Origin of the sequence: Thiomonas arsenitoxydans (assembly GCF_000253115.1) — a bacterium.
Lineage (GTDB): Bacteria > Pseudomonadota > Gammaproteobacteria > Burkholderiales > Burkholderiaceae_C > Thiomonas > Thiomonas arsenitoxydans.
Map to the genome: position 1 here is coordinate 3,396,634 of NC_014145.1, position 18,213 is coordinate 3,414,846.

Sequence of the window (18,213 nt, forward strand, 5' to 3'; positions counted from 1 at the left end):
CCTAAAAATTCGTCGCTTGATTCAATTTAGCCCGATGCGCAAACTGTCGCCTGCATTCAATTCATCTTGGAGTAACGGCATGACCACCACGCACATCCTGGGCTACCCACGCATCGGCCCGCAACGCGAACTGAAGTTCGCCCTCGAAAATTTCTGGCAGGGCAAGAGTTCGGCTTCTGAGCTGCAGGCCACCGCGGCGCAACTGCGAGCCGCGAACTGGGCCAAGCAACGAGATGCCGGATTGCGCTTTGCCGCGGTCGGCGACTTCGCCCTGTACGACCACCTGCTCGATACCGCCGCGCTGCTCGGCGCACTGCCCGCGCGCTTCGGCTTCGATGCCCGCACACTCGGTCTGGAGCAGTACTTCGCGCTGGCCCGCGGCAATGCGGCGCAGCCTGCGATGGAGATGACCAAGTGGTTCGACACCAACTATCACTACCTCGTCCCCGAACTCGACTCTGCGTCGACGTTTGACGGCGGTTTTGATGCGCTGTTCGACCGCGTGCGCGAAGCGCAAGAGGCCGGACATGCGCCCAAACCGGTGCTGATCGGGCCGCTGACTTTTCTGTGGCTCTCCAAATCGCATCAGCCCGGTTTCGACCGCCTGAGCCTAGCGCCCGCGCTGTCGCGCGCCTACGCCCGGGTGCTGGCCCGGCTGGCCGAACTGGGGGTGGAATGGGTGCAGCTTGACGAACCCGCGCTCACCCTCGATCTCGACACGTCCTGGCGCGACTTGCTGCCCACGCTTTACGCCGCGCTGCCCGCGCAGGCCGGGGCGCTGCGCCCCAAGTTGCTGCTGAGCACCTACTTCGAGTCGATCAGCTTCGCCCCGGCCACGCTGGCGGGTCTGCCGGTCGATGGCGTGCATTTCGATCTGGTGCGCGCGCCGCAGCAGATCGACCTCTGGCGCGAGGCGCTGCCGCCGCAGTGGGTGCTGTCTGCGGGCATCATCGACGGTCGCAATGTGTGGCGCAGCGACCTGGCCGCTGCGCTGCGCGTCTTGCGGCCGCTGCACGCCGCGCTGGGCGAGCGGCTGTGGATCGCGCCTTCTTGTTCGCTGCTGCATGTGCCCGTCAGTCTGGCCGCAGAACACGGCGCGGGCGCGCGGCTCAACCCCGAAGTGCGTCCCTGGCTGGCCTTTGCGGAAGAGAAGCTCGAGGAACTGCGTGTGCTCGCCACGGCGCTCGATCAGGGCGAAGACGCCGTGCGCGACGCGCTGCGGGCCAACGCCGAGGCGCTGGCGTCGCGCCGCAATTGTCCGCGCGTGACCCTGCCGCAAGTGCGCCGCCGCGTGGAGGCGCTCAGCGAGGCCGACGCCCGGCGTAGCGCGCCCTATGCCCAGCGCATCGCCGCGCAGCACGCGCGACTGAACCTGCCGCCGCTGCCCACGACCACCATCGGCTCCTTCCCGCAGACCGCCGAAATTCGCGCTGCCCGCGCCGCCTGGCGCCGCGGCGAACTGCGGCATACCGACTATCTGCAGAAAATGCGCGAAGAGATCGCCGCCGTCATCCGCAAACAGGAAGACATCGACCTGGACGTGCTGGTGCATGGCGAGGCCGAACGCAACGACATGGTGGAATTTTTCGGCGAACAGCTCTGGGGCTACACCTTCAGCGCGGGCGGCTGGGTGCAGAGCTATGGTTCGCGCTGCGTCAAGCCGCCCATCATCTGGGGCGATGTGTGGCGGCCCGAGCCGATGACGGTGGATACCGCGCGGCACGCGCAGGCACTCACCCCGCGGCCGGTCAAGGGCATGCTCACCGGGCCGATCACCCTGTTGCAATGGAGCTTCGTGCGCGACGATCTCCCGCGCGACCAGGTGGCGCTGCAACTCGCGCTGGCGGTGCGCGACGAGGTGAGTGATCTGCAGAACGCGGGCATCGCCATCATCCAGATCGACGAACCCGCCTTCCGCGAGGGCCTGCCGCTCAAGCGCGACAACTGGCCGCAATACCTGAGCTGGGCGGTGCGAGCGTTCGGCGTGTCGGCTGGCGTGGCGCGCGATGACACGCAGATTCACACCCATATGTGCTACTCGGAGTTCAACGACATTCTGCCGTCCATCGCGGCCATGGACGCCGACGTCATCACCATCGAAACCTCGCGCTCGAATATGGAACTGCTCGACGGCTTCGGCGCCTTCGCCTACCCGAACGATATCGGCCCCGGCGTGTACGACATTCATTCGCCCCGCGTGCCTTCGGCGGCCGACATGGCCCGACTGCTGCGCCGCGCCGCGCAGCTCATCGCGCCCGAACGACTTTGGGTCAACCCGGACTGCGGCCTCAAAACCCGCGCCTGGCCGGAGACCGAAGCGGCGCTGCGGCACATGGTTCAAGCGGCACGCGATCTGCGCCATGAATTGCAGACGCACGGCCGCATCGCCCCGCCGCCTGCCGTTGCCGCAGAAGTTCCGGTCAGCGCCCACAGCACCTGCTGCGCGCACGACTGCGCTTGAGGCGCATAACCTCGAGGCTATGAAGTTGGCGTGAAGCTGCAACGCACAGCGGGCAGATGAAACCCTGTCAAGGAGAAAAGCAGGAAAGCGCATGACAATTCGGTTTACAGTGTGAAAAATGCCCGTTTTCGCAGGGCAAAACCGTCTGACAGCCCATGTTGCCTTCCGAAATTTTCCAGTCCTGCATCGATGACGCCATTGCCCGCTCGGACGAGTTGATGCGCTCGGTCGTGCGCCAGGTCATCGAGGCGCTGGAACAGCAGGCCGAAGCGGCAGGCAACGGGCGGGATCGGCAGCAGTTCTCCGACATGAGTCACGCGCTGCGGCAGAACGAAGGCCGACTGATCCAGGCCTTCGTCGACCGCTTTCATCAAGTGCTCGACGAAGAAATTCTCGGCCAGAAGCCGGTCACGCCGCGAGAACTGCAGCTCGAAGCGCTCAGTCTGGTCGATGAATCCGATCTCGAAGAAGGCGTGGAAGTCTCGCGCCTCACGCACATGCTCGAATCCGAAGCCCAGTGGGAGGTGCGCGATCTAGGCGCGCGGCTCGACAGCCTGCGCGCGGGCGAACACGCCGCGCCGCAGACCAACCCGCTGCGGCCCGAGGTGTTCAGCAAATCGCTGCACCACGCGCTCGGCGTGGTCGATCTCGACGCGGAAGAGCGCCTGGGGCTGCTGCGAGCTTTCGGCAAGGGCATGTCGGCCGCACTCAAAGACACTTACTCGCTCTACAACAAACGTCTGGCTGAACTGCAGGTCGAGCCCGCGCAATACCGTCAGCAGCGCCGCGCGCCCGCACGCAGCGCCGCCGCCACAGCGGTGGACGAGCAGGCGCTGGTCAACGCCGCGCAAACCGGCGCGGAGCTGCATCTGGAAGCCTTGCAGCAATTGCTCGCCGGGCGTTTCGCCACGGCGCCTTCGGGCGCGCCGGACGGTGGCCAAAGCGGCTTTGCGCCCTCCGGCTTCAGCCCGACCGGTACAGCCGCTTCGGGCTTCGGCCCCTCGGTGTTCGGTCAGGCCTATGGCCTCAACCCGCAGTTGCGCGATGCGCTCGACCGTCTGCTGCTGACCGACCGCCTGGGGCTGCGCGAGGTGAACTGGCGCGACGAGCCCGCCGCCTCCGCCGCGACGGTGAACCTCATCGAGCAGCATCGGCAAAGCCTCTACGAGGTCGCCAACCGGCCGCTGGAGCGGCTCACCATCGACGTGGTCTCGCTGCTGTTCGATCACATCCTGGCCGACCCCAAGCTGCTGCCTGCGGTCAAAGCTCAGTTGGCGCGGCTGCAAATCCCGGTGCTGCGTCTGGGTCTGCGGGACGCCAGCCTGTTTTCCTCGCGCAATCACCCGACGCGCAAACTGCTCAACCGCGTGGCCGAATACAGCGCGGGTTTTTCCAGCGTGGAAGAGCCCGCGGCCCAGCGCTTCCTGCCGTTTCTGTCGCGCATGGTCGAGGCCGTGGTCAACGCCGAGGAAGACGACGCCACGGTGTTCGAGCAACAACTCGCCGATCTGCAGCGCCATATCGCCGAGAGCGCCGCCGCGGTGGAGCAGCAACAGGCCGATGCGGTCGATGCCCTGCGCCGCGCCGAGTTCCGCAGCCTGCTGCACGGCGCGCTGTATCGGCATCTGCACGAAGTGTTCGCCCGGCTGCACACCCATCCCCAGTTGCGCGAGTTCATGCTCGAGCATTGGTCCACGGTGTTGGCCGAATCCGTGCTGCGCTTTGGGGAAGACGCCGAGGTCACCCAGACCTACAAGCAAACCGCCAGCGATCTGATCTGGAGCGTGCAGCCCAAGACCGCCGACGCGGATCGCAAGGCGCTGCTCAAACTGCTGCCTACGCTGGTGCAACGGCTGGGCCAAGGTCTCGACCTGATTTCCTTGCCCACCGACAAACGCCAGGAGTTCATGTCCTGGCTGATGGACGCCCAGGCGCAGGCCATACGCGGTCAGGGCGAGGCGCAGCAGGCCACCTCGCGCGACGACGCCCTGCTGCTGCAGCGCGAATGGTCGCGGCTGCTGCACCCGCAGACCAATGCGGCGGCCGCCGCCACCATGCCCGAAGCGCTGGTGCGCAACGAAGAAAAACTCACCAGCGGGCTGATCGAAGCCAGCGACGTGCCCGCCGAGTCACAACCCACCGCAGCGGAGGCGGCCGATTCGCAGCAAGGCCCGGCCAGCGTGCCGCCAGGCGAGCCTGCGCTGCTCTCGCCCTCCGCGCTGCTCTCACCCTCCGAAGTGGCGGGGCTGATCGCCTCGCTTGACATCGGCACCTGGGTGCAGTTGCAGATTCAGGGACGCAACGCCCGTGCGCAACTGACCTGGCGCAGTCCGCAAGGGCTGTTTTATATGTTCTCCAGCAAGGTGGGCGGCCGGGCGCATTCCATGACCCGCCGCGCGCTGGAGCGCATGGCCGCGCAGGGCCTCATCCTGCCGCTGGAAGCGCAGGGTCTGATGGATCGCGCCATGCAGGGCGTGGCCGAGCAATTGCGCGAACGACAGTCTGGCGAATCCGGCTGAACCGGCCTGGTCTGGGCGCCCACAGGGTCGGCACGCCGACCCGCCCCCCGCGGGGGATGAGACCCGCGGCTCCAAGCTGCCCTGCGGCAGCTTGGACGGAGCCGAATCCGAGCGGCTTGCAAGCTGCGAGGTGGTCAAGAAAACTTGGGGCGGCCCTGCGTTTTCTTGAGAGTCCGCGGCCGCGCTGCGTTTACACCTGAAAACACTGCACTTCGGTCCACTTCGTTATATTTCGCGAAACATCGCGTTGAGCGCACAGTTGCGCTCGATCCGGCTGTTCTTGAATATCTACCAAGGAGCCATTGATGCATCGTCGTATTCTGTTGAAACTCTCCCTCGCAACCGCCATCGGCCTGGGCGGCATGACGGTCGCCTCGGCAGCCGAGCCGGTTTTGTCGGTGGCCTATGCCGGCTCGATGGGCGCCTTGATGGATAAGGCGCTCGGCCCGGCCATCGCCAAGCAGGCCAAGGTGCAGTATCAGGGTCAGGGCGCCGGTGCGTTCGGCCTGGCGCATCTGATCGCGGCCAAGCAGATCAACCCCGATGTGTTCGTCTCCATCACCCCCGGCCCTATCGAGGTGCTGCAAAAGGCCGGACTGATCGACACCGCCGTGCCGGTGGCCAGTACGCAGATGGTGATTGCCTACAGCGACAAGAGCAAGTTCGCCGCCGACTTCAAGGCCGCTGCCGCCGGGAAGATGCCCTGGTACGAAGTGCTGCAAAAGCCCGGCATCCACTTTGGCCGTACCGACCCCGCCGTCGACCCGCAAGGCCGCAATATCGTGTTCACCATGCTGCTGGCGCAAGAGTTTTACAAGCAGCCGGGACTGGCCGACAAAATTCTGGGCAAGGTCGAAAACGAGCAGCAAATTTTCACCGAACCCTCGCTGCTCTCGCGACTAGAGTCGGGCCAGCTCGACGCCACTTCGGGCTATTTGAGCGCGGTGATTTCGCACAAACTGCCCTACATCAAGCTGCCCGGAGAGATCAATCTCAGCGATCCCGGCATGATCGAAAAGTGGTACAGCAAGGTGCATTTCGACATCAAGCTCCCCAACGGCAAGACCGACACCCTGTCCACCCAGCCGCTGGTGTTTTATGCCGCGGTGCTGAAAAACGCGCCCAATCCCAAGGCGGGCGCGGCTTTCGTCAAGTTGATGACCAGCGCAGAGGGCCAGGCCTTGTTCAAACAATACGGCTATAGCGCTCCCAAGGGCGGCGATCTCCATCCGGCTCATTGAACGGCTCATTGCCTCGATCTCTGAGCTTCGGGCTGCGACGACAATGACGGCATGACCCTGACCCCGCTGGACACCGCCGCAGCCCCGTTCTTTGCGCCGCACGCCAAGCAGGCGCCCGCGCGACGCGCGTGGATCGTGGCGGGCGCCGGGCTGGCCGGGCTGCTGTTTCTCAGTCTGCCTTTCGCCGGGCTGTTCATCAGTACGCCGTGGCAGACGCTGCATCTGCAGCAAGGCGACCTGGGCTCGCTCTGGGTGTCGGTGAGCTACAGCCTGATCGCCGTGGCCCTCGTGGTGATGTTCGCCACGCCGGTGGCCTGGTGGCTGGCGCGGCACGACTTTCGCGGCAAGTGGATCATGGAGATGCTGGTGCTGCTGCCGCTGCTCACGCCGCCGCTGGCCATGGGCCTGTTGCTGTCGATGAGTTACGGGCCATACAGCTGGATCGGCCAGCCGCTGAATCATCTCGGCCTCAGTCTCACCAACACGCCCTCGGCCTTTTTGCTGGCGCAGGTGTATGGCAGCGCGCCGTATTTCATCGTCGCCGCGCGCTCGGCGTTTGAGGGTGTGCCGCGCGAGCTAGAGCAGATTTCGCTCACTCTGGGGCAGTCGCCCTGGCGCACTTTCTGGCGCATTACCGTGCCGCTTTCGGGGCTGGGTCTGGCCGCAGGGGTGGCGCTGGCCTGGGTGCGGGCATTGGGTGAGTTCGGCATTGTGCTGATCGTGGCGTATTACCCGCAGGGCATTCCGGTGAAGCTGTGGGTCAACCTGCAAGACACCGGCCTGCCCGCGGTGTACCCGCTGCTCTGGCTGTTCTTCCTCATCGGCCTGCCCCTGCCCCTGCTACTCGGCGCGCTGTCGCGGCGCGGGCCGCGCAGCGGCTGAACCTTGCCTGAGCCTTGCCTGAACCCCCTGCCGGACATCATGCCCTCGCCCGCCAGCCTGCACGTCAATATCCAGATCCGCCAGCCGATCACGCTCGACGTCGATTTCGAGGTGCACGGCTTCACCGCTCTACTCGGCTCCAGCGGCGAAGGCAAGTCCACGGTGCTGAAGGCGCTGGCGGGGCTCATTCCCAGCCAGGGCCCGCCTTTCGGCGCCCTGCCGCCGCAGCGTCGGCCCGTGGGCTATCTTCCGCAGGGGTATGCGCTGTTTCCGCATTTGCGCGCCTGGGAGAACGTGGCCTATGCGCTGGGCGGGGCGCTGGGCTCTCAGCGGCAGGCGGCCGTCAAGTTATTGCAGTCGGTCGGGCTGGCGCAGCAGACCGAGCTGCGCCCCGCCCAGCTTTCGGGCGGACAGCAGCAGCGCGTGGCGCTGGCCCGGGCGCTGGCGCGGCAGCCGCAGGTGCTGCTGCTCGACGAGCCCACTTCGGCGCTCGATGCCAGCACCCGCGACGACATCATGGCCGAGCTGGTGTCGCGCATGCACCAGCTCTCCATGCCGGCGCTGGCCGCCACGCACGATGCCAGCCTGGCGGCCATGTCGGACTGGGTGGTGCTGCTCTCGGGTCGGCAGGTCATTCAGCAGGGGCCGCCTGCCGAGGTGTTCGCGCATCCGGCCAATCAGGCGGCTGCGGCGCTGCTGGGCGTGCGCAACCGCTTTACCGCGCGCGTGCTGCGCCACGCGGTTGAGCGCGGGTTAACGCTGTTGCAGTGGGAAGAAGGCGGGCTGCCGCTGTGGGCGCCCTTGATGGCGTCGAGCGAGATCGGCGGCTTGGTGGACTGGGCCGTGTCGCCCGACGAGGTGCGTCTGCCCCCGCTCAAACCGGGCCAGTCCGCCGATCTGGAAAACCCGGTCTCAGGTCAGATCGAGCACCTGGTGGTTCAGGGTGCGAGCGCGACTCTGGCCATGCGCTGCGGCGACGCCCGGCTGTGGCTGCGCGCCCCGCTGCGGCTGATTGCCCACCACGGCCTGCGCGCGGGCGCGCCCGTGGTGGCGCATCTTCGCGCCGAGCATCTGATGTGCTGGCCGCACTGAAGCGCTTCCTGAAGCCTCACTCGCGCAGCAGCTTTTGCAGCACGTCGAGGTCGGGCTGGATGGCCCTGAGCGCCTTGCGTTCCATGCGCCGGTAGATCGACAGCACCTCGCGCCCCAACGGGGTGAGCTGCGCACCGCCTCCGCCCGCGCCTCCCTTAGAGGCTTCGACCAACGGTTCTTTGTAAGCCTGATTGACGCTGTGAATCAGCAGCCAAGCGCGGCGATAACTCATATCGAGCGCCCGCCCGGCGGCTGAAATCGAGCCAGTGCGCTCCAGCGCTTCGAGCAGCGCGGCCTTGCCGGGCCCGAGCGCCGTGCCTTGTTTGATCTGCAAGCGCACCCTCGCCGTATCCGCGGGTGGCAGGGGCGCTTTGTCGTCTGCTGTGCCGTTCTCGTTCATGCATATAGCGTAGCGCTTCGCCGGCGCCTACGGTTCAGTGCTGAACACGTGCAGCGGGCAGCCCATCCGGTACCGCTGCCAGAGTCTGCACCACATCGAGCCCGTAGCGGTCGCCCATGCCGAGTTCGACCTGCAGCGGCAAGCCATCGCTTTGCCGCAGCCAGATGCGCAAGGTGGCACTGCTCTGCGCGCTGTGAGCGTCGAGCAGAGTGCACGCCACCTCCTGGCCCTGCCATTTCAACGTGGTGCGCTGCGGCGTGATGTGGGCGGTCTGCACCTTGTCATTGATGAGCAAGGGCACGGTGAAGGTGCGGGTAGGCAGCGGGCGCTGCAGATAACCCCAGCTCAGCGTCAGCGGATCGGTGAGCCCGGGCGGCGCGGGCTGTGTCGGTGTCGTCGATTCCGCCGGCGCTGACGCCGCCTGACCGGCAGTCGTCACTTGCATACGCCCATGCTCGATCTGCATCAGCGTGGCCGGGCTATCCCCCCGCTGATTGCTGGCCGAGAGCAGCTCGGGCTTGCCGTCGCGCACTTCTCCGCTTGCACCGCGCACCCAGTGCAGCCGACGCAGCAGCACGGCAAGCCCACCCCGCGGCGTGAGGGTGCTGTCGATGCGGTAGGCGCCGTTGCCCTGCGCAGGCCAGCTCACCTGGTCTTGCGCGGTGGCCACGCCCTCCTGTCCGCCCAGCCCGCCGAGCAAGACCAGCCATTGCGCGCCGCGGGAGTCGGACCCCTTGCCATCCTGTTGGAGATGCACCTGCCATTGCGCCGAGAAAGTGACCGCCTCCTTGACCGACTGCGCCGCAGCCAGGTGCGCAAAGCAGGCGGCCAAGACTAACAACAAGGCAGTGATACCGCCCAAACGCCAGGGCCGCAGGCCGGAGAGCCGCAAAGAGTTGAAAGTATTCATAGCAGTCCAACGCCCGATACGGCGCTTTGGCTGACACCCGCCATCTCGACAACGATCTACCGGAAAATATTGTTTAAATGATAAAAACTATTTGTTTTATTTATTTTAGGGTTCCGCCTAGTATGAAGCCATTCATTGATTACCGTTTGGCTGCCCATCATGTCACCCTGGAAACCGCTCAACCGACTGCCCTCCCCCATCGAACTCGTGCGCCAATTCACGCCCAACTGGTTCACGGTGAACATGGGCACGGGCATCACCTTTTTGCTGCTGGCGCAGTTTCCGGCGCGCATCGCTGGCCTGCATGCCCTGGCTTATGGCCTGTTCATCGCCGATGCCGCCATTTTCGCGCTCTTTATAGGTCTTTTCGCAGCGCGTTGGCTATTTTTCACGCAGGACGCGATGCCGCTACTGCGCCATCCCGTGCAGTCGATGTTTTTGGGCGCCATCCCCATGGCGCTCATCCCGCTGGTCAACGGCCTGGTGCTGTTTCATCCGGGGCAACCCGCCGCCGCCGAGTTGGCCACCCACCTGTGGTGGATCGATGCCGCCCTGTCGCTACTCACCGGCTGGCTGGTGCCCTGGTATCAGTTCACCGCGCAGGATCACAGCCTGGAGCGCATGACGGGCGTGTGGCTGCTGCCGGTCGTGCCCGCCGAAGTGGCGGCGTCGAGTGCGGGCTATCTGGCGCAGCATCTGCCCGCCGCGCAGGCGCAGGCGCTGATCGTCTCGGGTTATGCCTTGTGGGGCATGTCGGTTCCGATTGCGCTGGGCATTCTCACCGTGCTGTATCTGCGGCTGGCGCTGCACAAACTGCCGCCCAAAGAACTCGGCGTCTCGACCTGGCTGAGTCTGGGGCCGATCGGCACGGGCGCTTTCGCGCTGCTCACCCTTGGCGCCGCAGCGCCGCAGGCTTTCGCAGACACGGTGATGGCGCCCGTGGCCGCGCTGGCAGGGCCGCTGGGCGTGATCGGCGCGCTGATTCTGTGGGGCCTGGGTCTGTGGTGGCTGGTGACGGCCATTGCGCTCACGGCCATTCAGGTCCGGCGCGGTTTGCCCTTCAACCTGGGCTGGTGGGGGTTCACCTTCCCCGTGGGCGTTTATACCGCCGCCAGCCTGACTCTGGGACTGCGCACCGGCATGGCCTTCTTCACCGCATTTGCCGCCACGCTGATCGTCGCGCTGGTGGCGGCCTGGGCCGTGGTGGCGGTGCGCAGCGCCCACGGTCTGTGGCACGGCCACCTGGTGCAGGCGCCTTGCCTGAGCTGCAAGCCGGAGCTGCCCGCAAAAACAGCGTAAAGCCAGCTCAATCCAGCAGATCGAACGCCATCTGCTCCACTTGGAGAAATTCGCGGGTAAAGCCTGCCACCGCACGGTAGAACCGCGCCGCGTGATCGCCCTCGATGGCCTCGCACATCTGGGCGCCCCAGGGTTGAATATGGCGCTGGAACAGATCGCGCTGCCGCGTCAGGTTGCACACCGCAGGGTCGTCCCCCGCAATGAGATAGCGCATGGTTTCGGCGAGGATGGCGAAGTGGTCTTCGCTTTCCCCCAAGTCGATGCGGCGGGCCAGCCCGATGTCCTGCAAATCCGCACGCAGCCGGGCCAGCGGTTTTTCGTGCAGCGCGCCGGCCAGGTAAAACGAGCCATAGACATACACCGCAGGCCGCCCCGTGCCGCCGAACAGGATTTCGAATTCATCCCGAACATCTTCGGGTGTCACCGCGGCGGCAGTGTTCAGCAAATTGCTCCAGGCCAAGTGCAGTGCGCTTTGGTCAGCATTTTCGACCGCCAACATGCTCGCGAGTTGCGACAGCACTGGTTGCGAGGGCGGCGCGATGAACAGCAGCGCAAGCAATCCCCAGAGATCGGCGCGGGCAGCGTCTTCATCGCTGCCGGGCGCGGCCAGCTCCACATCAGGGTGTTGCATCGACAGAGGTTGCAGCATGGCGATCAGGGCAGGTCGTGAATGGTGGTGTCGGCGCGGGTATGCATGTCGATCACCCGGCAGTCGCTGCACATTTTCAGCCGATTGGCTGCGTCGCCCGCGAAGGCCGGATGACCAGAGAGCTTGACCACCATTTGCTCGATGGCCTGCACCGTACCGAAGGGCTTGCCGCAGCGCACGCAGCGCCAGGGCTGGGCTTCGTTGAGCACCTGTGGCGCGCTGCGCTGAGGCCCCCAAAGCAGACGCGGCTCCAGACGAATGGCGTCTTCCGGGCAGGTCTTGACGCACAAGCCGCACTGCACGCAGTTCTTTTCGATGAATCGCAGTTGCGGCGCCAGCGGGTTGTCGGCCAAAGCCCCCGCAGGACAGGCGCCGACACAACTCAGGCACAGGGTGCAGCGGCTGGCGTCCACCCGGATGGCGCCAAGGGGAGAACCCGCGCCATGCGGCAGGGGGATGACGGCCGCGCCCGACGCCACCTCTTGCGCGGGCGCATGGCGGATCAGATGGTCGAGCGCGAGATCGAGCGTGCCGCGCTTCTGCGGTAGGGCGGCGAACTGCGCCTGGATGCTGGGAACCGCACCTGTTGGTCGCGGTGGCGCCAGCAAGGCATCGAGTTCTCGCGCATCGGCAGTCTGCAGCAGACGCAGCCGTGCCCCGCGATAACCCATGCCGTGCAGCAGGGTTTCGGTGAGCTGCATCTGGCCTTGGAGGGCATGGAGGTAGGCCGGGGCTTCAGTGTTGTCGGACAAGACCAGAATCTCTGCCGCGCCCCAGGAAAATGCGGACAGCCAAAGCTCCATGCCCACCGAGGCGATATGCCACAGCGGCACCGCAATAACGTGGGCGGGCAGGCCGCGAACGCGGGGATCTGCCGCAGCGAGCCGACCAAGCTGCCCGATGAGTTCCGCACCCGCCTCTTGGCTGTGGAACAGCAGCGCAGGCCGCTTCAGCCCGGCGCGCTGCGCGGTGAGCAGCAGGGTACGCAGCCGTGCGCCAATTTCCGGTGCGCGCGGGTAGGCATAGGTGAGCGCCCCGGTGGGACACACCGTGGTGCAGGCGCCGCAGCCGACGCATAGATGCGGGTCGATCTCGATCTGCTCGACGAAGGGCTTTTTTTGCGCGGCGGTGGGTAGGATGGAATCGGCCTCGGCGATGGGGGGTGTCTGGTCAGGTCGCAAGCGGGCGCGGCTGTGCACGGCCTGCGCGGAGCAGATGTCGATACAGGCGTGGCAACCCAGCAGGGTGTTACGGGAGTGCGCGCAGAGCTTGGCGTCATACTGAAAAAACCGGGGCTTGTCGAAGCTGCCCTTCAGATCGCGCAGTTCAGTCGCGGCGCGCACTAGCGCCAGCGGGTCGGAGCCCGGGACGTAATAGCCCTGCGGCGGCTGATGCAGCGACAGGCTGGGCTGCGGCTGCAGATCGAGCACCAGATCGACTTGCAGCGTGTCCGCCCGCGGGCCGCGGTTGAAGTCGATGGCGCCGATGGCGCCGCAGGCCTGCACACAATCGCGATGCCCGGTGCAGCGTTGCAGGTCGATCTGGTAGTCCAGTCCGATCGCGCCCTCGGGGCAGGCGGCAAGGCAGGCATTGCAGCGGGTGCAGACATCGAGATCGACCGGATTGGCGCTCTCGATATCCACCTCGAAAGCCCCCAGCCAGCCGCGTACGCTGCGCACGCGCCCGGCATGGACCGGATGTTCATGCTGCAGCGGCAATGCGGCGGGCGCAGCACGTCCACCCGGACGCCCGGTGTCGAGCAGGGTGAGTTCCAGGCCGTCAGCAAGGAGCTTGCGCGCCATGTCCAGAGACTCGGTATCGCCAATGACCAGGCAACGCCCCGCGCTGTGATAGCTCGCAGTCGGCACGGGTTCGGGCTCGGGCAACGCCGCGGCAGCAAGCAGGGCGGCGATTTTCGGGCTGGCAGCCTTGGCCTCACGACTCCAGCCTGCGGTTTCACGGATGTTGACAAACCGGATCGGCCTTACATCGGGCGGTGGCACGCCCTCGGTCTGCGCCGCCAGCGCGGCAAATAGCTTGGCCTCTTGCGTGCAGGCGACGAGCAAGGGCTCGGTGCTCTGAGCGGCCCGCTGAAAGCGCACGATCTCACGGCGACACAGCTGGCTGTGCGGTTCGATGGTCTGGCCCAAAGCGGCAGTCAGTTGCGGGCCGTCCAGCGGCATGGTGTGATTGCAATTGCAGACCAGAGTTTTCATGGGGTGGGAGGTGCTGCGTTCAGAGAGGCGTCTTGGGGCATGTCGGGAGTGGGCGACGAGTCGGGCTGATCTGTGGTGTCGGCCTCATTCGCGGTGGTCGGAGTGCGGTTTTCCGAAGTCGAACCGGGGCACTCGGAAGCCGGTCGCTGCGCTGCGGGCGTTGCAAGGGCGGGGTCTGCCAGGTCGAGCCCCAGATTCGGAGTCAGTTTCAAGCGCGCCAGAAGGCTGGGCGGAACCGGGCTGGGGGTGTTGTAGTCGTCGATATAGGTATCGAGCCCATCCATCACGTTGAACTGCGGATCGGCGAACAGCTTGCGCAGGGCGGCACGGCGCACGCCCTCGTCCACACCTTTGGCGATGAACCGTGTCAGATCGGCGGTGTGATCGAGCGCTTGCAGCTCGTCCAGCGTGGGCGGTGGCGGCTGATCGTTTGCAGGCGCAGGAACAGGTTCGGGAACAGCGGCAAGTTCCTCACCCTTGTCCGGCGCAGGGGAGGCGGGCGCCGCTGCGGGAACGGAATCTGTCCCGGCCTGCAATTTGCGCCGCGACCAGCGCGATAGAAAACCGCGGTCTTCGGGAGAACTGGCTTCACTCATGGACAACAGACCGGTGGATCGTCTCCGTCGGCGCTAGGACTTGGCGCCTTGCTGCACGATACATCGCGTTCATCAGGGGCCAGAAAGCTTTGCGGACGGCGGCGCTTGCGTGGTTCGGGCTTGTAATGCAGCGAGGAAAAATCGGCCAGCCAGTTGGCCACCGCGGCCGGCAGCGGTGCAATCTCGATGGTTTCGCCGGCATCCATCCAGCGGGCCGCTTCGTTGTAGGACAGAGTCACCGCCTGAATGACGGGCAAGCCTTCGGGCGCATGGCGCGGATCGTCGCATTCCGGCTCTGCCGCTGGCGTCCACCAGACAAACCAGCTGGGCTGCGGCGAGGTGAGGTTGAGGTGATAGCCCTCCGCCTCGTCCCGGAACAGTTGCACGCTGAAGCCGGGATACAACCATTGCGACTGCGCCCCGCTCCACTCCAGACAGATGGGCGCAGATTCCAGCGCCACACGGCCTGCCGTCGCAGGCAGGACATCGCGCAGACCCCAGCGCCAGCGCTGCCAGCGATTGTTGAGCTGGTCGCGCTGCATGAGCACGGCGATGGGCCATGCGGCAGGCGCGGAAACCGGTGCGCTCATGCCGATAACCGCTCCAGCGGCTCAGCAACAAAACGCTCAGGCGCGGTGTATTGCAGAAAGCGGCGATTGGTGCAGCGAGCGAACAGGGCGATGCCCAGGCGTTCGGCGATGTCATAGCCCATTTGCGTCACGCCCGATCGAGAAACCAGGATGGACACCCCCATCAACGCACATTTGATGACCATTTCCGAGGTCAATCGGCCTGTGGTGTAAAACACTTTGCCCTGGCCGCCCACGCCGTGCAACCACATCCAGCCAGAGATTGCGTCCACTGCATTGTGGCGGCCCACATCCTCGGTGAACATCAGCAGGCGGCTGCCCTCGAACAGGGCGCAGCCATGCACCGAGCCGGCTAATTTGTAGAGCGAATCATGCAGGCGCATGACATTGAGCAGCGCATATAGCTCGCTTTGACTGATCCGGGTTTCAGCATCAAGCGCCGCGTTGTCCACTTCGTCCATCAGGCTGGCATAGACCGTGCCCTGTCCGCAGCCCGTGGTGACCACGCGCCGACCTGCGGTGCGCTGCGTCAAATCCGCAATGCCGCTGCGGCTGGTGATGGAGCAGGCCTCCACCTCCCAATCGATCTGCACGGAGGCAATATCGGCGATCGAGTGCACCAGACGCTGATTGCGTAGATAACCCAGCGCCAGCAACTCGGGGGCCGCGCCCACGGTCATCAGGGTGACGAGCTCCTGCTTGTCGAGATACAGCGTCAACGGCCTCTCCGCTGGAATGTGAACGTCCTGCGTTTCCCCAAATTCGTTGCGTACCCTCACACCTCGGGTGAGGGCCTCTCGCGCCTGGCTGAGTTGCGGAACACGAGGCGGCAATGCAGACGCAGTGACGTGTTGCGAAGACACTAATTCAGATTGGGCCATCAATACATTCTTCTCGGGCGGTTGCAAATCAAGGCGTGACAGCCTGTCGGCCCACGTGTCGACGCCCAAACGCTGCTCCTTATTTCTGCGCGGCGGCTGCCGGGGCGGCTGCTTCAGATTGTGCGGCCACATACGGCCCGGGGTTCACACAGGGCGGGGTGGCAACCGGCGGCTGGGTCGCCTTGCCTTGTTCCTTGGCCTGAGCGTAATAAAACGCCGCCACTTTATCCTGGGTTTGACACAACTGATAAGCAGCCACCTTGTCAGCCCATTTAGCTTTGGCTGCGGCTTCTTCTGCCTTGGCCTTGGCTTCCGGGCTGGGCGGCGGCAACTTGGCCCACGCCGTTGCGCCGCAAGCCAGCGAGACGGCCACTATTAGTCCACGCATGCATCGCATCATCATCTCCTCAAGCCTTGGGTTTGATCACGGGCACTGGCGCCTGCGCGTTGGGGCCGCTGCGTTGGGCGGGGATTTTTCCGGACTTGATCGCATCCAGCCAGAGCGTGTGGTGCTGCTTCGCCCAGCTCTCGTCCACATAACCAGTACGCATGCCATCGAGCGCGCCCTCCGTGCCAACGCTGCCGATGTAGATGTGGCCGAAGGCCATGGCCATGAACAAAATGGTGGCTGAGGCGTGGACGATTTCGGCCACCTGCATGGCGCTGCGGGTGTAGGGGAAGTTGGGCACCAGTTTGTCGAGCACCAGGCCCGATGCCACTGCCAACAGACCCAAGAACAGCACCCCGACCCAGAACCAGATTTTCTCGCCCGCATTGAACCGCGCGGATGGTGCTTCGCCGCCGCCAAACAAACCGCCCCCCTTTGCGAGCCAGGCCAGGTCGCTCTTGCTCGGCAGGTTGTCGCGCACGAAGGTCAGCAGCACGATCACCAGCGATAGCCCGAACAGCGGCCCGATGAAGTTGTGGATGGTCTTGAGCGCGTAGGTGAGCCAGCCGAAAAACGCCGAACCCAGAATGGGAAGCAGGAAGAATTTGCCAAACATGATGACGATTCCCGATACCGCTAGGGCGATGAACGAGAACGCCAGCACCCAGTGCATGAAACGCTCGAACGGCGTGAAACGCTCGATCTTGCGTCCCGTGGGTTTGTGCTCCAGCCGGATTTTTCCGCGGAACAAGTAGAACGCGCCAATACCCACCAGAGCGAGGATCAGCAGCCAGCCGCCGACTGGAATGAGCAGCAGATTACGGGTCTGCCGCCACGCTTCGCCTGCCGAGGTAAAGGCTGAGCCGGGATACGCCGTTTGCGGCTGAATCAGCACCCCGGCTTCGGGGTCGGGCAGGCTGGAGAAACCGGCTTGCTGCTTGATTTCGCGCCACATGGGTGCGTTATTGCCAGGCTGCACTTGCGCACGCTCGCCATTGGTTTGCTGCAGATAGCCGGGGATGGTTGAAGCGCCCGGAGGGGCCGCAGCTTGATCTGCGCGCTGCGCCGTGCCAGTCTGTGGCCCCGGGGTGAGCGTTGCTGGCGCATCCGCCGCGAGCGCAGCAGACGCGCCCAAACTCACGCTCAAGCCCAGCGCAAGAGCAGCAACAAAAGCGGCAACAAAACGGGATGTGACTCTGAACATGGCCCGCTCCTAGCGCATGCGCACGTATTCGTTCTGGTTCTGGGCGCGACGGTTGATCTCGCGCTGCCAGCTGGCCTTATCCCCCACCTTCCAGTCCTTTTCGGTGAAAGCGGGATTGGCGCCCATCCACGGGTCTTGCGAAGGCGGTGCTCCGGTCTGGGTAAGGGTCTGTGGTTTCTGGCTGCATCCGGCCGTCATGGCGAGCAAGACGGCTGCGAACATCAAGGACATGATGCGGTTCATGATGACTCCCCTTGCTTCGTCGGTGCGGGCTGTGCTTGCGCGTCCGCCTTGCCATACGCCGTTCCCCACCCCCACAGTTCGGCGCCACCGCCGCGGTGCAGCACGCGGTCGCGCAGGATGTCGGCAATGACCTCGCCGTCCCCCGCCAGCAACGCCTTGGTCGAACACATCTCGGCGCAGATCGGCAGCTTGCCTTCGGCCAGACGGTCGCGGCCGTATTCCTTGAATTGTTCCTCCGAGCCGTTGGGCGCGGGGCCGCCGGCGCAGAAGGTGCATTTGTCCATCTTGCCGCGCAGGCCGAATTCGCCGTTGGCCGGAAACTGCGGCGCGCCGAAGGGGCAAGCGTAGGAACAATAGCCGCAACCGATGCACACGTCCTTGTCGTGCAGCACCACGCCTTCCGGGGTGCGATAGAAACAACTCACCGGACACACCGCCATGCACGGCGCGTCCGAGCAGTGCATGCAGGCCACCGAGATGGACTTCTCGCCGGGTACGCCTTCGTTCATGGTGACCACGCGGCGGCGGTTCACGCCCCAGGGCACCTCGTTCTCGTTTTTGCAGGCGGTGACGCAGCCGTTGCAGTTGATGCAACGCTCGGCATCACAGATGAATTTCATGCGGGCCATGGGGATTGTCTCC

Annotated in this window: 17 protein-coding genes; 6 read left to right on the top strand and 11 right to left on the bottom strand. The window is 65.2% G+C overall.

Annotation, left to right across the window (positions count from 1 at the left end):
* Positions 1-79: 79 nt before the first annotated feature.
* The 5 genes from metE (at position 80) to THI_RS16125 (ending at position 8,195) form a co-directional block, all read left to right on the top strand.
* On the top strand, positions 80-2,461 hold the full coding sequence (metE, locus tag THI_RS16105; RefSeq protein ID WP_013107328.1) for a 5-methyltetrahydropteroyltriglutamate--homocysteine S-methyltransferase: 2,382 nt from the start codon (positions 80-82) through the stop codon (positions 2,459-2,461).
* A gap of 155 nt (positions 2,462-2,616) precedes the next feature.
* The gene (locus THI_RS16110) at positions 2,617-4,980 is read left to right on the top strand and encodes a DUF1631 family protein (RefSeq protein ID WP_013107329.1); all 2,364 of its coding nucleotides are present in this window, start codon (positions 2,617-2,619) and stop codon (positions 4,978-4,980) included.
* A 305-nt stretch (positions 4,981-5,285) separates the two neighbouring features.
* Positions 5,286-6,221: an extracellular solute-binding protein gene (locus tag THI_RS16115; RefSeq protein WP_013107331.1), complete on the top strand. Its 936-nt coding sequence runs from the start codon at positions 5,286-5,288 to the stop codon at positions 6,219-6,221.
* Positions 6,222-6,272: 51 nt separating this feature from the next.
* On the top strand, positions 6,273-7,103 hold the full coding sequence (locus tag THI_RS16120; RefSeq protein WP_013107332.1) for an ABC transporter permease: 831 nt from the start codon (positions 6,273-6,275) through the stop codon (positions 7,101-7,103).
* A 39-nt stretch (positions 7,104-7,142) separates the two neighbouring features.
* Positions 7,143-8,195, top strand: a complete 1,053-nt coding sequence (locus THI_RS16125; RefSeq protein ID WP_013124378.1) for an ABC transporter ATP-binding protein — start codon at positions 7,143-7,145, stop codon at positions 8,193-8,195.
* A 16-nt stretch (positions 8,196-8,211) separates the two neighbouring features.
* Here THI_RS16125 and THI_RS16130 read toward each other — a convergent pair whose 3' ends face one another.
* Both THI_RS16130 and THI_RS16135 read right to left on the bottom strand, forming a co-directional pair.
* Positions 8,212-8,595, bottom strand: coding sequence for a winged helix-turn-helix domain-containing protein (locus tag THI_RS16130; protein ID WP_013107334.1), 384 nt, complete (start codon positions 8,593-8,595; stop codon positions 8,212-8,214).
* 34 nt (positions 8,596-8,629) lie between these two features.
* Positions 8,630-9,505: a hypothetical protein gene (locus THI_RS16135; RefSeq protein ID WP_013107335.1), complete on the bottom strand. Its 876-nt coding sequence runs from the start codon at positions 9,503-9,505 to the stop codon at positions 8,630-8,632.
* A gap of 159 nt (positions 9,506-9,664) precedes the next feature.
* Between THI_RS16135 and THI_RS16140 the strand changes: the two genes are divergently transcribed.
* Complete coding sequence (locus tag THI_RS16140) at positions 9,665-10,804, top strand: TDT family transporter (protein WP_041609354.1); 1,140 nt, start codon at positions 9,665-9,667, stop codon at positions 10,802-10,804.
* Between the two features lie 7 nt (positions 10,805-10,811).
* On the opposite strand, the gene THI_RS16145 is transcribed toward THI_RS16140, so the two are convergent.
* The 9 genes from THI_RS16145 to fdh3B form a co-directional block, all read right to left on the bottom strand.
* On the bottom strand, positions 10,812-11,453 hold the full coding sequence (locus tag THI_RS16145; RefSeq protein WP_013107337.1) for a TorD/DmsD family molecular chaperone: 642 nt from the start codon (positions 11,451-11,453) through the stop codon (positions 10,812-10,814).
* Positions 11,454-11,458: 5 nt separating this feature from the next.
* Complete coding sequence (locus THI_RS16150; protein ID WP_013107338.1) at positions 11,459-13,669, bottom strand: 4Fe-4S dicluster domain-containing protein; 2,211 nt, start codon at positions 13,667-13,669, stop codon at positions 11,459-11,461.
* On the bottom strand, positions 13,666-14,265 hold the full coding sequence (locus tag THI_RS16155) for a DUF3306 domain-containing protein (protein WP_013107339.1): 600 nt from the start codon (positions 14,263-14,265) through the stop codon (positions 13,666-13,668). Before THI_RS16155 ends, THI_RS16150 begins: the two co-directional genes overlap by 4 nt.
* Positions 14,262-14,855 carry a DUF3305 domain-containing protein gene (locus tag THI_RS16160; RefSeq protein WP_013107340.1) on the bottom strand — a complete coding sequence of 198 codons (594 nt, stop codon included), beginning with the start codon at positions 14,853-14,855 and terminating at the stop codon, positions 14,262-14,264. Before THI_RS16160 ends, THI_RS16155 begins: the two co-directional genes overlap by 4 nt.
* The gene (locus THI_RS16165; RefSeq protein ID WP_231836241.1) at positions 14,852-15,736 is read right to left on the bottom strand and encodes a formate dehydrogenase accessory sulfurtransferase FdhD; all 885 of its coding nucleotides are present in this window, start codon (positions 15,734-15,736) and stop codon (positions 14,852-14,854) included. The genes THI_RS16160 and THI_RS16165 overlap by 4 nt, the downstream gene beginning before the upstream one ends.
* Before the next feature lie 79 nt (positions 15,737-15,815).
* Positions 15,816-16,124, bottom strand: coding sequence for a hypothetical protein (locus THI_RS16170; protein WP_231836243.1), 309 nt, complete (start codon positions 16,122-16,124; stop codon positions 15,816-15,818).
* 19 nt (positions 16,125-16,143) lie between these two features.
* Positions 16,144-17,328 (bottom strand): formate dehydrogenase subunit gamma, encoded by a 1,185-nt coding sequence (locus THI_RS16175; protein ID WP_013107343.1) that lies wholly within the window; start codon positions 17,326-17,328, stop codon positions 16,144-16,146.
* A gap of 9 nt (positions 17,329-17,337) precedes the next feature.
* Positions 17,338-17,571 carry a hypothetical protein gene (locus THI_RS16180; RefSeq protein ID WP_013107344.1) on the bottom strand — a complete coding sequence of 78 codons (234 nt, stop codon included), beginning with the start codon at positions 17,569-17,571 and terminating at the stop codon, positions 17,338-17,340.
* The gene (gene fdh3B, locus THI_RS16185; RefSeq protein ID WP_013107345.1) at positions 17,568-18,200 is read right to left on the bottom strand and encodes a formate dehydrogenase FDH3 subunit beta; all 633 of its coding nucleotides are present in this window, start codon (positions 18,198-18,200) and stop codon (positions 17,568-17,570) included. Before fdh3B ends, THI_RS16180 begins: the two co-directional genes overlap by 4 nt.
* Between the last annotated feature and the right edge of the window lie 13 nt (positions 18,201-18,213).